This is a genomic window from Paenibacillus sp. FSL H7-0735 (assembly GCF_038008505.1).
GTDB classification, from domain to species: Bacteria; Bacillota; Bacilli; order Paenibacillales; family Paenibacillaceae; genus Paenibacillus_AQ; species Paenibacillus_AQ odorifer.
Genome location: NZ_JBBOZH010000001.1, coordinates 4,748,513 through 4,760,873 on the forward strand (window position 1 = coordinate 4,748,513; position 12,361 = coordinate 4,760,873).

Annotated in this window: 13 protein-coding genes and 1 pseudogene; 5 read left to right on the forward strand and 9 right to left on the reverse strand. The window is 49.1% G+C overall.

Features of this window, described 5'->3' with window-relative positions; all coding sequences use genetic code 11:
• From NSS82_RS21635 to NSS82_RS21650, 4 genes are all read right to left on the reverse strand, one after another.
• Positions 1 to 903, reverse strand: a complete 903-nt coding sequence (locus NSS82_RS21635; protein ID WP_076105253.1) for a carbohydrate ABC transporter permease — start codon at positions 901 to 903, stop codon at positions 1 to 3.
• A gap of 104 nt (positions 904 to 1,007) precedes the next feature.
• Positions 1,008 to 2,390, reverse strand: a complete 1,383-nt coding sequence (locus tag NSS82_RS21640; RefSeq protein ID WP_038572290.1) for an ABC transporter substrate-binding protein — start codon at positions 2,388 to 2,390, stop codon at positions 1,008 to 1,010.
• Positions 2,391 to 2,562: 172 nt separating this feature from the next.
• Positions 2,563 to 4,194 (reverse strand): response regulator, encoded by a 1,632-nt coding sequence (locus NSS82_RS21645; RefSeq protein ID WP_076105252.1) that lies wholly within the window; start codon positions 4,192 to 4,194, stop codon positions 2,563 to 2,565.
• Between the two features lie 3 nt (positions 4,195 to 4,197).
• Positions 4,198 to 6,006: a cache domain-containing sensor histidine kinase gene (locus tag NSS82_RS21650; RefSeq protein ID WP_076105251.1), complete on the reverse strand. Its 1,809-nt coding sequence runs from the start codon at positions 6,004 to 6,006 to the stop codon at positions 4,198 to 4,200.
• A 205-nt stretch (positions 6,007 to 6,211) separates the two neighbouring features.
• On the opposite strand from NSS82_RS21650, the gene NSS82_RS21655 reads away from it, so the two are divergent.
• Entirely contained in the window at positions 6,212 to 6,499 is a 288-nt protein-coding gene (locus NSS82_RS21655) for a hypothetical protein (RefSeq protein WP_076105250.1), read from the forward strand.
• Positions 6,500 to 6,722: 223 nt separating this feature from the next.
• Entirely contained in the window at positions 6,723 to 6,932 is a 210-nt protein-coding gene (locus NSS82_RS21660; protein WP_076273775.1) for a hypothetical protein, read from the forward strand.
• Between the two features lie 551 nt (positions 6,933 to 7,483).
• On the opposite strand, the pseudogene NSS82_RS21665 reads toward NSS82_RS21660, so the two are convergent.
• From NSS82_RS21665 to NSS82_RS21680, 4 genes and pseudogenes are all read right to left on the reverse strand, one after another.
• Positions 7,484 to 8,253 (reverse strand): annotated as a pseudogene (locus NSS82_RS21665) (IS5 family transposase).
• A gap of 23 nt (positions 8,254 to 8,276) precedes the next feature.
• Positions 8,277 to 8,408: a ParA family protein gene (locus NSS82_RS21670; RefSeq protein WP_080742533.1), complete on the reverse strand. Its 132-nt coding sequence runs from the start codon at positions 8,406 to 8,408 to the stop codon at positions 8,277 to 8,279.
• Positions 8,409 to 8,474: 66 nt separating this feature from the next.
• The gene (locus NSS82_RS21675) at positions 8,475 to 8,963 is read right to left on the reverse strand and encodes a hypothetical protein (protein ID WP_143759060.1); all 489 of its coding nucleotides are present in this window, start codon (positions 8,961 to 8,963) and stop codon (positions 8,475 to 8,477) included.
• Between the two features lie 12 nt (positions 8,964 to 8,975).
• Entirely contained in the window at positions 8,976 to 9,137 is a 162-nt protein-coding gene (locus NSS82_RS21680) for a hypothetical protein (protein ID WP_155288153.1), read from the reverse strand.
• 69 nt (positions 9,138 to 9,206) lie between these two features.
• Between NSS82_RS21680 and NSS82_RS21685 the strand changes: the two genes are divergently transcribed.
• Positions 9,207 to 9,737, forward strand: a complete 531-nt coding sequence (locus NSS82_RS21685; protein WP_076105248.1) for a MepB family protein — start codon at positions 9,207 to 9,209, stop codon at positions 9,735 to 9,737.
• Here the strand turns inward: NSS82_RS21685 and NSS82_RS21690 are convergent.
• Positions 9,707 to 10,237, reverse strand: coding sequence for a hypothetical protein (locus NSS82_RS21690; RefSeq protein WP_038572309.1), 531 nt, complete (start codon positions 10,235 to 10,237; stop codon positions 9,707 to 9,709). The two genes, NSS82_RS21685 and NSS82_RS21690, sit on opposite strands and share 31 nt — an antisense overlap.
• A gap of 107 nt (positions 10,238 to 10,344) precedes the next feature.
• Between NSS82_RS21690 and NSS82_RS21695 the strand changes: the two genes are divergently transcribed.
• The gene (locus NSS82_RS21695) at positions 10,345 to 10,953 is read left to right on the forward strand and encodes a methyltransferase family protein (RefSeq protein ID WP_036688989.1); all 609 of its coding nucleotides are present in this window, start codon (positions 10,345 to 10,347) and stop codon (positions 10,951 to 10,953) included.
• 128 nt (positions 10,954 to 11,081) lie between these two features.
• A complete protein-coding gene (locus tag NSS82_RS21700) occupies positions 11,082 to 12,350 on the forward strand; it encodes an alkaline phosphatase (RefSeq protein WP_076105247.1) in 1,269 nt (422 codons plus the stop codon).
• Positions 12,351 to 12,361: the final 11 nt, after the last annotated feature.

Genomic DNA, 12,361 nt, shown 5'->3' on the forward strand with positions numbered 1-12,361 from the left:
TCAATCGGTCTGATTCATACGTCTGGATGCGTAGAAATAAATGAGCGATATGATCCCGACGATGACCGCAGACACGAAGGCGACCGCACTGCCGTATCCGAACTCTTGGACCTGGACCGCCGCGCTGCCTCCGCCGACAGGGAAAAATAATTTGTACAAATACAGGAACATCACCTCTGTCTTGCCTACGGGGCCGCCTTCGGTCAGCACCATAATGCTCTCGTAGCCCTTCAAAGCTGTAATGATCGCCAGCATAATGACCATCTGCATGACAGGCCCGAGCATTGGCAGGGTGACATAGCGGAACTGCTGGATTCTGCCTGCTCCGTCCAGGGAAGAGGCCTCATAAACATCCTCCGGGATATTCTGCAGACCGGCAAGGAAGAGCAGCATGTAATTGCCGACCGCCCCCCAGGCTGCAACCAGAATGACGGTGAGCATGGCATATTTCGGCCCCAGCCAGTCCACACCGGAATCGGAAAGGCCCGAACGGATCAGAAACTGGTTGAGAATCCCGTTATACGAGTTAAAGATCGTGAAGAAGACTACGGCCATTACGGCAGTACTGATGACGGTCGGCATGAAGAAAATCCCCCGCAGCAGCTGTCTGCCCCGCAGCCCTCGATTCAATATGGCGGCCAGCAGCAGAGCCAGCGGAATGGTGATCAGCAACTTGCCGCCTGCATAGACAAACGTGTTCACCACCGACTCCCAGAACTGGGTATCCTTCAGGATGCGTCTGAAATTGGCCAGCCCGGTAAACCGGGCCGTTCCGAACCCTTTGTAATCATAGAACATATAGCGGAACGCCCAGGCAATCGGATAAATCCCGAGGACCAACGTGAGCAAGGCACTTGGAAAGATAAAGCTGTATGAAAATAAGGCTTGTTTTGTTTTGTTCATCTGGTTTCTTCCGGCTCCTCTCCCTTGCGGCCAGAGCAGAGGGAGAGGAAAGCTGCTTCCCCATCCCTCTGCTTTGGCCTATATCTCTATCCCTAACCTTCCGTCTACTTGGCGAACTTGCCGCCCAGTGCGGCGGGGTCAAAGCCGGCATCCGGCTCGGCCTTCACGCCATCATTCGCAATCACGCTGTCCAGTGCAGTGTTATAGCGTTTGTTCAGATCGGCGATAATCGCCTTCAGATCGCCGCCGTTCAGCATATACTTGAAGAAGGCGTCATCCGATTTCATCCCTTCCGGTGCTACAGACGGATAGACCGGCCACACTCCATCGTGCTTGTTCGGCAGGAAGCCTTCAATGCCGTTCACATCCGGTGTCTTGGCTACTGCGCTGACGGATGGAACCATGGAGATGCCAAAGCCTTTTTCCTGATAATCCGTCAGCACCTGATCGCCGTACATGAACTCCATGAACTTCCAGGCTGCTCCTTTGTGCTCCGACTTCGAGCTCAGCGCCAGCCACTGGCCCCCGAGGAAGCCCGAAGCCCCCTTCACGGTGCCGTCGATGGTCGGAACCGGAGCGGCTGCCCAGTCAATCTTGGCCGGGAACTGATTCTTGTAGACGCCCGGCTCCGAGGAGTAGGACATATACATTCCGATTTTGCCCTCTGCAAACTGCGACCGCAGCGGATCAATATCCAGTGATTCCACACCCGGCAGCATGCTGCCGTTGTCCCGGATCTGCTTAAAGGCATTGATGATCGGCTCGAAGCCGCTGAAATCGTAGCGGGCCGTCTTGAAATCATACCCGAAGCCGCCGTAGCCGCTCATCTCCGCAATCACCCGCGCCGAACGCCCGAACGCGCTTCCGGGGCTTTTGAAGTTCTGGGCGAAGCCGTAAGCGCCATCCGCTTTACCGGCTTCCGTCAATTTTTTGGCGGTTTCCACCAGCTCCTGCAGGGTAGCCGGCGGATGCTCAACGCCTGCTTTGGCGAACAGATCCTTGTTGTATACAAGACGCATGGTTGTTCCATAATTCGGCAGACTGTAACGCTTGCCGTCGAATTCATTCAGATCCGGCATGGCCGGGAATTTCGTCTTCAGCTCATCGGTGAGGAACTCGTCAATGGGAGCGAGAAAGCCTTTTTTGTAGAAGGTCTGGATGGTATTCTCCTTCACCCGGATTACATCCGGCGCATCGGAGGTCTGGAAGGACAGATCGAGTGCGGTATCGAAGTCGTCGCCCTTGACGACCAGTTCCACCTCAATCCCGTCGGTATTGGTTGCGTTGAACTCGGCTACCTTGTCCTTCACGAAATCCGCATCATGACGGTCGCCGGTCCAGTAGCTGATTTTGGTCTTGTCCCCCGAGCCGCCTGTCTTCCCGTCTCCCTTACCTTCTGCAGCATTGCCGCCGTTACCGTTGCCGCAGGCTGTCAGGCCAAGTGCCAGGACCAGGCTCAGAGATGTTATTAGCATACGCTTCATCATTGGTAGTTCCCCCTTATATATCCCTGCTGTATTCGCTTACAACCTGATTATAGACGGATTGGCGCATCCGGATAAGGCGGGTAAGCCCACTTTAAGGGCAGATTTCTGCAGAAGCTTTATACAGTGAAGGGAGGCCACCTCCGCCCTGCGGACATGCCTCCCCTGCGCATTTTTATTCTTTTCCAAGATAATGCAGTTTGAACTCGGACGGGGTCATTCCGGTATATTTCTTAAACACCTCGCTGAAATAGCGCCTGTGCTCATACCCAAGATCCTGGGCGATCTCCTGAACCTGCCGTCCGCTGATCAGCATCGCCTTGGCCTTCTCCATCTTCTCGTGCATCACATACTGCTGAAACGAAATCCCCTGCACCTTCTTGAACAGGTTGGAGAAATACCCCTGGCTGAGGTTAATCTGCTTCGCTACCTGCTCCAGCGACAGTCCCGTATCCAGATGGCTATCGATATAAGCGGCGGCCTGGCGGATAATCCGCGTGGACTCCAGGGAACGGGTCTCTGTAACCAGCGCACAGGCCTCCCGGCACAGCCCGGACAGCAGGTCCCGGATATCCTGCAGGGAAGGATGCACCTGGTTCTTCATGACGGCAATCCTGCGCTCCAGCGGCTCCACCTGCCCGTAGGGGAACTGCTCCAGCAGGACCCGGCAGATCCTGTAGCCCAGCTCATAGCCGACGCTTTCCACATAACGCGGCTCAGGCAAAAGCCCGCTGTCCAGCAGCTCCGCGAATAGCTGATCGAGCATCTGCAGGCTTTTGGCAGAATTGCCGGAACGCAGGGCGAACAGCAGCTCCTGCTCGACGGCGGCGGAGTAGCTGTGAAGTGCGAGCGGTTTATTCTCGATATTGCTGTAAATGTAGACCCCGTTGCCTCCGGTGTAGAAATGATAACCCAGCGCGCTAATCGCCTGCCTGTACGCTGCGCTCAGCTCCTGAATCGCCGCTGCGCCCAGCCCCACGCCAATGGAAAGCGTATGCCGGGAGAACCGGCTTACATTCGTGCAGCAGGCCTCCGTAACCAGCGCGGCCGTATCCGGGTCCGAGCCGTTCATGATGCAGACATACCGGTCTGTCGCCTCCCGGATGATGACGCCGCGGGTCCAGGCGGAAATCGTCTCTTCGAGAATATTGTGCAGGCTGAACCGCAGCAGCTCGACCTCCTGCACAGGCTGGCCGCTCAGTTTCTCCGTGAAATGATCGATTTCGGCGACAAACACGAAGAAATCATGCTGGTCCAGAGGGATATCGAGATAGGCCCAGCGGGAACGTGCATCCGATTCTGTCGTCTGGTGGTGCAGCAGGAAGATGAGATATTCCTGGCGGAGAATAGGCAGACTTTCTCTGATTTTGGCCTCCATCACAGCAAGTCTGGTGGTCTCCTGACGCTCCTCCCGGCACAACTCCCTGGCCTTCAGCACAGCCTGCATAATCTCGTCCAGCGAAAAGGGCTTCTTGACGAAATCAAGCGCCCCTAGTCGGATGGCTTCCTGGGCATAAGAGAACTCCGAGTAGGCGCTGAGGATAATAATCTTGCAGTCCGGAAGCACCTCCAGAATCGCCCGGGTCATCTGCAGGCCGTCCATTCTTGGCATTCGGATATCCGTCAGCACAATGTCCGGCCGGGTCTCGCGGATAATCTGCAGCCCCGCATCACCGTCAAGCGCCGTACCGACGACCTCAATACCGTGCTCCTGCCACGGCGGCTTGCGCGAGACCATCTCCACCACACTTTTAATATCGTCGATTACACATAACTTGAACCTTTCCTGCTCCAGCTCCCAGTCCATCCTTCATCTCTCCTCCCCTAACGGAATCCACAGATCTGTCCGTGATCCCTTACATGGTTCGCCACCAACGTCCATACGTGCTTCGGCCCCGTAATACAGCGCCAGCCGATGCCTGATGTTGAACAGGGCATAACCTTTCCTCGACTGCGGAGCCCTGACCATCCCCTGCTTGACCCGTGCAGCATCAAGACCCCGCCCGTTGTCGGTAATGCAAATATGCAGCAGTTCCTGCTCCCGGCTGACCGTGATGTCGATCCGGCCGCCGGCGGTCCGGTCGCTGAACCCGTGCTGAATGCTGTTCTCCACCACCGGCTGCAGGATAATCTTGGGCAGCAGGCAGGACAGCAGGGCCTCGTCCTCAACAGTCACCGTGTATTCAAACAACCCTTCATAGCATTTCTGCTGAAGGGCGAAATACTGCTGCATGTGGGACAGCTCATCCTCAAGGGGAATCAGATCCTTGCCGCCGCTGAGCCCGATCTGAAACATCTGCGACAACGACAGGATCATCTCATTCACATCATCATTCTCGCCCATGACCGATTTGCAATAAATGGTATTCAGAGTATTGTACAGAAAGTGCGGCTCCATCTGCGCCGTAAGTGCGCGGATCTCTGCATGACGCTTGTCCTCCTCCTTGGCCTTCACATCTGCAATCAGCACCTTAATCTCCGACATCATCCGGTTGAACTGATAGCCGACCTGGGCAACCTCATCCTCATAACGGCTCTCATAAACTACGCTTAGCTGGTTCTCCTCAACTCTGCGCATCAGCCGCCGCAGCTTGAACAGCGGCTTAAGCAGCACAGACGTCAGCTGATTGGAGATCAGCCAGGTGGCCAGCAGGAAGAATGCGATGACATAGAGGGTGATGCGCTGCACCCGCTGCAGCTTGCCCAGCAGCTGGTCCCTCGACTGCATGCCGGAGATGATCCAGTCCGGCGATGCCGCTGAGCCTGTATAATTAACCAGATACTCCTTCCCGCCATAGCTGTAGTTGTAATCCTTGGGACCGGCTGCTGTCCCGGCTCCGGCAAGCATCGGCTTCCAGGGGAACCTGCCTTGGAAGGGCCAGTGGGACTCCACCACCGCCTCGCCTTCACCGCTCACCAGGTAATAATCCCATCCCGCTTGTTGTCCCCCTTTATTCAGCAGCTCATTTATCCGGCTCTCCCTGATATTGACCACAATAAATACATTGCTGATCGGTGTGTAAGGGTATTCATAAATTCCCCGGACCACGAAGGAGACCACCCGCTGGCTGCCCGTGAATAACCGGTCATAATGTCCTTTGGCCCAGTAGCCGCCCGGCTTCCCCTTGCTCAGACCATATAATTCCGAGTCGTAGAATGAATGGTCCTGCGCCCGGGTCTGCGTAGTGGAATAGAAATCGCCTATCGGGGTAACGATCAGTACATTCTCAATGATCGGCTGATTGAACGTTGCCTGGGAGAGCACATATTGCAGATCCGACAGATGCACATAGTAATTCGACACATCATGGCTGAACACATCGAGCATCATCTTGCGGTACGCATCGCTCAGCATCAGGGACTGCACGGACAGCGCCACATCATTCAGGCGGGAATCCAGCAGCTGTGCCGTCTTGCTTACGGTCTCCTGGCTGCCCGCGTAGGCATTGTCCTCGATCTCCTGCGCGGCAATCCAATACGAGAAGCTGCCCATCGCACTGATGGACAGCGTGATCAGCACGATGAACGAGAACAGAATTCTCTGCTTGATGGATATCCGGTAATACCTGCTGACGATCTGCCGCCGGATCTGTCGGCCATAGGCTGTGAATTTATTCATAGTTCCCCCTTCTTGAGCATGTGTTTGTATGTTTGTATGTTTGTATGTTCTTGTCACTTGTACCATACGGCTGCTCCAGCCCGGCGTCAAGACAGGGCATGACTATTTAGCTGATTCTGTCCCTTATTATCAATAGGCAGGGGGCCTCCGCTTAACATGGTGCGGATTCATTAATCATGGCTCAGGTTGACGGGAAGCTACGCGATTGAGTAATTATGCTTGTGACGGTCAGTCCACTCCGTTTGATGCCTTTCTGCGGCAAATGTTGAACGATCCAACAGTAGCAGAGCTCACTGATTTTGTTGCCTCATACGTAAAAAATAATACAATTAGCCAAACTGACGGTTTCAAGGGCGATTCTATGAAGCATGAAACAGAGATGGGGGGAACGTTGAGCGAAGTCCTGCCCCAACTGAATACTGGCGGCAACGCAGTGTTCACTTATTATGGCGGCAAGCAATCTGGTCCGCTTCATGTGGTATTCCATGTATAGGTCTGGGAACAATAAACTGCTTCCATTTGCTGCTTCGACACCTGGATGAATAAGGGCTGGGACCAGTTGTTGGCATTACGATTGCGGATGTAGAGCGCTATTGAGACCAGGAACATTGACGGATTGATCGAACGACTGGCTGACGACTATGCGGCCCGTCTTCTGGATACCGGACATCGTCAATTTCAGCTAATCGGCTAATGTTTGGGAGGACTGATCGCGGTTGAAACAGCTGGTCGTTTGTTGGAGGCAGGGACTGGAGGTTGTAGACTTGGTGCTGGTAGACAGCCATCCTGTTTTTCATTCCATTGAAGATGAATTAGCAATGGAAGCGCTATTAGTACCGAACCTTAATATTTCACTGGAGCAGACCGGTTTTGTCGGAGTTGCCTCGGGACAACTTATTCGCGACCTACAGACAGTTTTTCTGTGAAAATAAGGGGAACTAGACGAATCGACGAATTTTAGTTTTTGGAGTCGGCCTTCTAAGTAAGCTTCTTTGTTTTTCAGCATGCTATAGGCTATGACCAGTAGGGTTCGTGCCATAGCAATTGGCGTTAGCATGAAAGAAGTACAAGAATGGCTAGGTCACAGTGTCTATTCCACCACAGCCAACATCTATGCTCACTTGGAATACAGTTTTAAGGTCACTTCCGCAAACCGAATGAATGAAGTAATAAAAATAAAAATAGTCCACCAGATTTTTAATCTATTGAACTGCTCTTAGTAAAGGGCGAGAGGACTCGAACCTCCACGGTTTCCCACTCGATTTTGAGTCGCGACTGCTATTGAGAAGATAGCAGAAATCAAGTCCAAGAAGAGGAGTTTAAAGACCGTAAGGGTTCCCGGTATCTGGGCAAAATGAAGCTTTTTGGGACGTTGGAGAGAACTCGGGAAGAACTCAGAAAGAACAACAACAGAACGGCCCGCTCCCTACCATTGACAAAATAATGAAGCATCTGTGTAGGGCGTATCTGAAAACTATCATTGAGTCAATTTAAAAATGGAAGCTATGTATATAAACGCGAGGAATGATTTAGTCAACTTATCGTAACGAGTGGCCACACGGCGAAAGTGTTTGATTTTATTGAAAAAGCATTGAACCAAGTGTAGTTCTTTCTACCGATACCAATCGACCTTCCATGGATGTTGACTATTCGTTTTAGGCGGAATGGTGTAAGTGGCCTGTTTAGTCGTAATCCAGTTCCGAATCGCTTCTGAGCCATAGGCTTTGTCGCCAAGAATGTGACTTCCAATAATATCTAACTCCTGAAGCAATTCAATCGCTGGAAAAGAATAACTTGACCACCCGTCAGTAGAAAAGCTAGAGGGTTGCCTAATCCATCGACCATGGCATGAAGTTTGGTCGTCTTGCCGCCACGACTGACGCCGATGTGTTGGTTTACTTCGTGTCCATCTGCGTTTTTTTTTGCACCGGCACTGTGTCGGTGGGCTTTGACCGATGTAGAATCGATGCTCAAGTTTTTAAAATCGGGTTCGATGTGAAGGGCTTGGAAGATGGCGAGAAGGAGTCCGGAGTCTCTCCATTTGCAGAAACGACTGTAGGCCGTTTTCCATGAACCATAACGTTCTTCCGGCAAGTCTCGCCATGCCGCACCACTTCGGGCAATCAAGGAAAGGCGTTAAACATCGTACGATTGCTTAATTTCGACGGTCTTCCTGTTTGATAGGGGGAACATGTCCTTTATTTGTTCCCACTGTTCATCGGTTATTTCGTACCGTCTTGGAATCATGCTTGTTTCTCCATTCGTTTTTCTCATATCATACCATAGGATTCTTTAGTTTTCAGACACGACCTAGATAAAGCGTAAGCAAGATTGTATGCAGTGGTCGTTTTGCCTGTACCGCCTTTCTGATTGGCAATGGTAATAACCGTCGTTTTGGACATTTCAATTCCCTCCCTGAAAACAGTAGGCTATTAAAATGAGTAAAAAAGATTTTATATCGTTCTCCTTTAACTGTTTCGCTTCTCTTCAAAGTCAGCCAAAACTGGCTCGGGAAGTTTGCGTTTCAAATGTGCCAGTATATGCTCAAAGCAATATACCAATGATTCGCGGTTTAAGTTCGGTATCCGTCCTAGCAACTCCCACTCGGCATTAGTCAGATTCTCTTTACACTTCAGGCATTTATGGTTTGAAACCGCAAATGATTGTATTGGAGCGGCTCCATCCTCTACTCCTGCAGGTGGTCCACTCTGTTGTAAATGTGCAAGCGCTGGGTTCCCTGCCCAGTCCTCAAGCTTGTAGGGGGCGAGATCCTTCCATCCCATCTCATAAGTATCAATCGCGTCGATGAAAGCTTCATTGACTGCCTGATCGACCGCTGTACGTATTAACTTGGGCTCGGCAGCAGGATCTCCATTCATAATCGATACTCCGTAGCCATCACGAGTATAGGGTCCAATACGGATCTGTACGATCGCCTTTACATAGCGATGTGGCACACTAATATCCAGCTACTTAATCTCCTTATCCCACTCACTGCCTGTTGCAGTCTCAATTCGATCTGTATAGACCTGATTGGGGATATAAACTCCCTTCTTATCTTTTCGGTGTGTTACTGTCCCTTCCGGAAAGCGCTGCTTCAGCGAAGCTATGATCTCCTGATAGTTATCCATCCTCTCATACCTTTCTATTAGTCATATTTTTTCATGATTTTAGAAAATCGTTCATAAACCTGGATGGCCATGTTTACTTCTATCCTACATAGTGACTTACTTGCTACCATGGAAGAAGTATATAATCCTTGCAGGTTTGATTGCTCCGAACCAATTCTTGAACCGCAAAATGCGGAATACGGAGCATATATCTTTACCTTAAATGCGCTGGCCATTAGATTCCGGGTGGCTATAATCACACCCACTAAAGTCGGGCAATTTGTGACACTATGGGAGCGAATTGGAGATCATCCCATCCAACCCTATGACATCTCAGATCCTGCTGATCTCTTCGTTATAAGTACACGAAATGGGAATCACTTTGGCCAATTTATTTTCCCAAAAGCTGTCCTAGGAGAACATGATATTCTATCTGCTAAAGGTGAAGGTGGAAAAAGAGCTTTTCGAGTCTACCCGCCTTGGGACAATCCCACGAGTCGCCAAGCTCAAAAAACGAAAACATGGCAGTCGGAATATTTCTTGGATATCCCTGCAAATAAACCCATAGACTACCTTCGTGCGCAAGCACTTTACGGTTTACCTGTAAATCTTACGGTCTGACCTATCTCCTCCACATGTTCCTTATCGCCCTGCAAAATAAAATAATAGTATACATCATCTCCTATTTTCACTGCTTCGGGATATTTAATTATAAGCGCCGCTTGATGATTCCATTCCTCTCCTTGGTCAGTAGAAGGCATTATCAACTTTGCCTTCTCTTCCTCTTTTAACCCCTCTAATGTCAGTTCAGTGATTTGCGGATTGGAGCCATATGGTTTCAGCTGATGGGAGGCAATGATTTCAGCTACTTCATCTATTGATTGTCCCTCTCCAGACATAGCGGATAATTGAAAAAAACCATCCTCCCCCTGACCCTTCTCATCATCTGCTGAATCGACGACCCATTCCGTTGGATACTTCAAAGAGACTCCATAAGCATTGGATGTAAAGGTTGCAAGCCCAGTTTGCGTAAGCAGCATACCGATTACAGTACCTGCAAGTGCAATAACCACGATAACCAACACCCAAAGCCACCGTTTTTTGTATACATTTGTTTTCACGATATCCTCCTAAATCAATAATTAGTTGACATGTACAATATTAGGAAATAAGATATAAACAAACATATGAGCAATCATTCATATGTATTGGTAAGGAGGAAATCATAATGAGCGATCTTAAAAATATCCTATCTCTACTTCTTTTCTTTATCTTCCTAATTTCTTATCTATTAAAGCTCCTTATACTTTACAAGAAAAACCACATTAAAGGAAACGTTCTGGCTAAAGGCGATAAACTATCTAAGATCCATTATACCGAGCTATTGGTAAAAACCTCTACTTTTTTATGGGGCGCAGCATGGTTTGTTTTTTCCGTAGCAGAGTCCTTTATGGTTACACTTGTAGGTAAACCGTTTGATATTCCTGTAATTCACTTTAGCGGTGTTGGTGTAGCTGCCCTCGGATGTTTTATTTTCATTCAAGCTATGATTGCTATGCGCACTTCATGGAGAGTTGGGATTGATAAGACTACTGTAACCAAACTCATCACACACGGTATTTATAAATATAGTAGAAACGCTGCATTTGTCGGGTTTGATCTCATGTTTCTGGGATTGTATCTGATGTACCCCAATCTGTTAACACTCCTAATATTCATTCTTAACATTGCCGCGATTCATTTACTAATTCTTCAAGAAGAGCAACATTTAAAGTCCGTATTCAGAGATGAATATATCCAATATTCCAATAATACACCTAGATATTTTCTATTTTAAAATCTTTTATCACAGCTCGGATAATTTATATTCGCTATATCATTTTACATTTTTTACAAGACAAGAAAACATTCTCTTAATGTAACTACTATAATATGAGACTGTAAACATACATTAGGAGGGAAATTATGAAATCACCGAAAAAGCATGGCGTCAAAACAGCAATTGTAGCGACAGCGGCAACGGCTCTTTTTGTATCCAGCATAGTCACTACTCATGCACCTAATCAAGCAGACGCAGCATCTTCGAACACAAGAAATGTAATTCTGTTTATTGGAGACGGAATGGGTGCTGCTCAGCGTGATGCCATCCGGCTTGCCACCGTAGGTGAAAAAGGAAATCTAGCAATGGATTCGATGCCATACGTTGGATTAATTCATACAAGCTCCACTGTCCCTGTTACAGATTCGGCTGCTTCTGCTTCAGCCTATGCCAGCGGTGTGAAAACTTATAATGGAGCTATCGGAATGGATGCCGATAAAAAAAGTGTTAAAACCATTATGGAATATGCTAAAGATGCCGGAAAATCAACAGGTGTCGTTACTACTAGTCAGATTACAGACGCGACTGGCGCCGCATTTGGTGCTCACGTCGAAGACCGCTCAAAGCAAAGTGATATCGCCCTCCAGCTTCTGACTAAGAGCAAGGTTGATGTTCTGCTTGGTGGGGGTGAGGATTTCTGGTACCCTGCAGGCAATCCCGGGAAATTCCCAGATGAACCCGCTGAAGATCCTTCAGAGAAAAGCAAAGGAACACAAGGTAACCTTGTTGATAAAGCTAAACAATTGGGCTACACCTATGTAACGAACAAAGCGGATATGCAAAAAGCAAAAGACGGCAAGCTACTGGGAATATTCGCAAACGAGGAAATGTTCCAGCAAAATCCTGAGGGTGAAGGGGATATTTATAATCCGGTGGTATCGCTGCCCGAGATGACTAAGAAAGCTATAGATACGCTAGCAACAAATAAAAAGGGATTTTTCCTTATGGTGGAAGAAGAAGGCACTGACGAATTTGCACACCAAAACAACGCTAAAATGACGATTAGATCAGGTCAAGAACTGGACAAATCCGTGCAAGTAGCCAAAGACTTCGCCAAAAAGAATCCAGATACACTGGTTCTAGTTCTTGCCGATCATGAGACCGGCGGATTTTCTATTGAAGCAGTTGACGCAGATGATGAGTCCGGTGACGGCATATCCAAAGAAGACGGTCCATTCGCCATCGCCAATTCCAAACACAATTTTGTAGTGGACTGGACGACCTCAGGCCATACTGCGGTTGATATTCCAATCACAGCTATGGGCAAAAATGCACAATTATTTACTGGAATCTACGAAAACACCGAAGTATTCACCAAGCTTATGCAAGCATCAGGTTTTAAAGCCAAAAAATAAAGGCGAACAAT

Bases quoted from the DNA above. Each gene is read 5' to 3' on its own strand.
- NSS82_RS21650 (WP_076105251.1), bottom strand. From the start codon at position 6,006: ATGAATAAATTCACAGCCTATGGCCGACAGATCCGGCGGCAGATCGTC.
- NSS82_RS21635 (WP_076105253.1), bottom strand. From the start codon at position 903: ATGAACAAAACAAAACAAGCCTTATTTTCATACAGCTTTATCTTTCCA.
- NSS82_RS21685 (WP_076105248.1), top strand. From the start codon at position 9,207: ATGTTTACTTCTATCCTACATAGTGACTTACTTGCTACCATGGAAGAA.
- NSS82_RS21695 (WP_036688989.1), top strand. From the start codon at position 10,345: ATGAGCGATCTTAAAAATATCCTATCTCTACTTCTTTTCTTTATCTTC.
- NSS82_RS21670 (WP_080742533.1), bottom strand. From the start codon at position 8,408: ATGTCCAAAACGACGGTTATTACCATTGCCAATCAGAAAGGCGGTACA.
- NSS82_RS21645 (WP_076105252.1), bottom strand. From the start codon at position 4,194: ATGGACTGGGAGCTGGAGCAGGAAAGGTTCAAGTTATGTGTAATCGAC.
- NSS82_RS21680 (WP_155288153.1), bottom strand. From the start codon at position 9,137: ATGGATAACTATCAGGAGATCATAGCTTCGCTGAAGCAGCGCTTTCCG.
- NSS82_RS21640 (WP_038572290.1), bottom strand. From the start codon at position 2,390: ATGATGAAGCGTATGCTAATAACATCTCTGAGCCTGGTCCTGGCACTT.
- NSS82_RS21700 (WP_076105247.1), top strand. From the start codon at position 11,082: ATGAAATCACCGAAAAAGCATGGCGTCAAAACAGCAATTGTAGCGACA.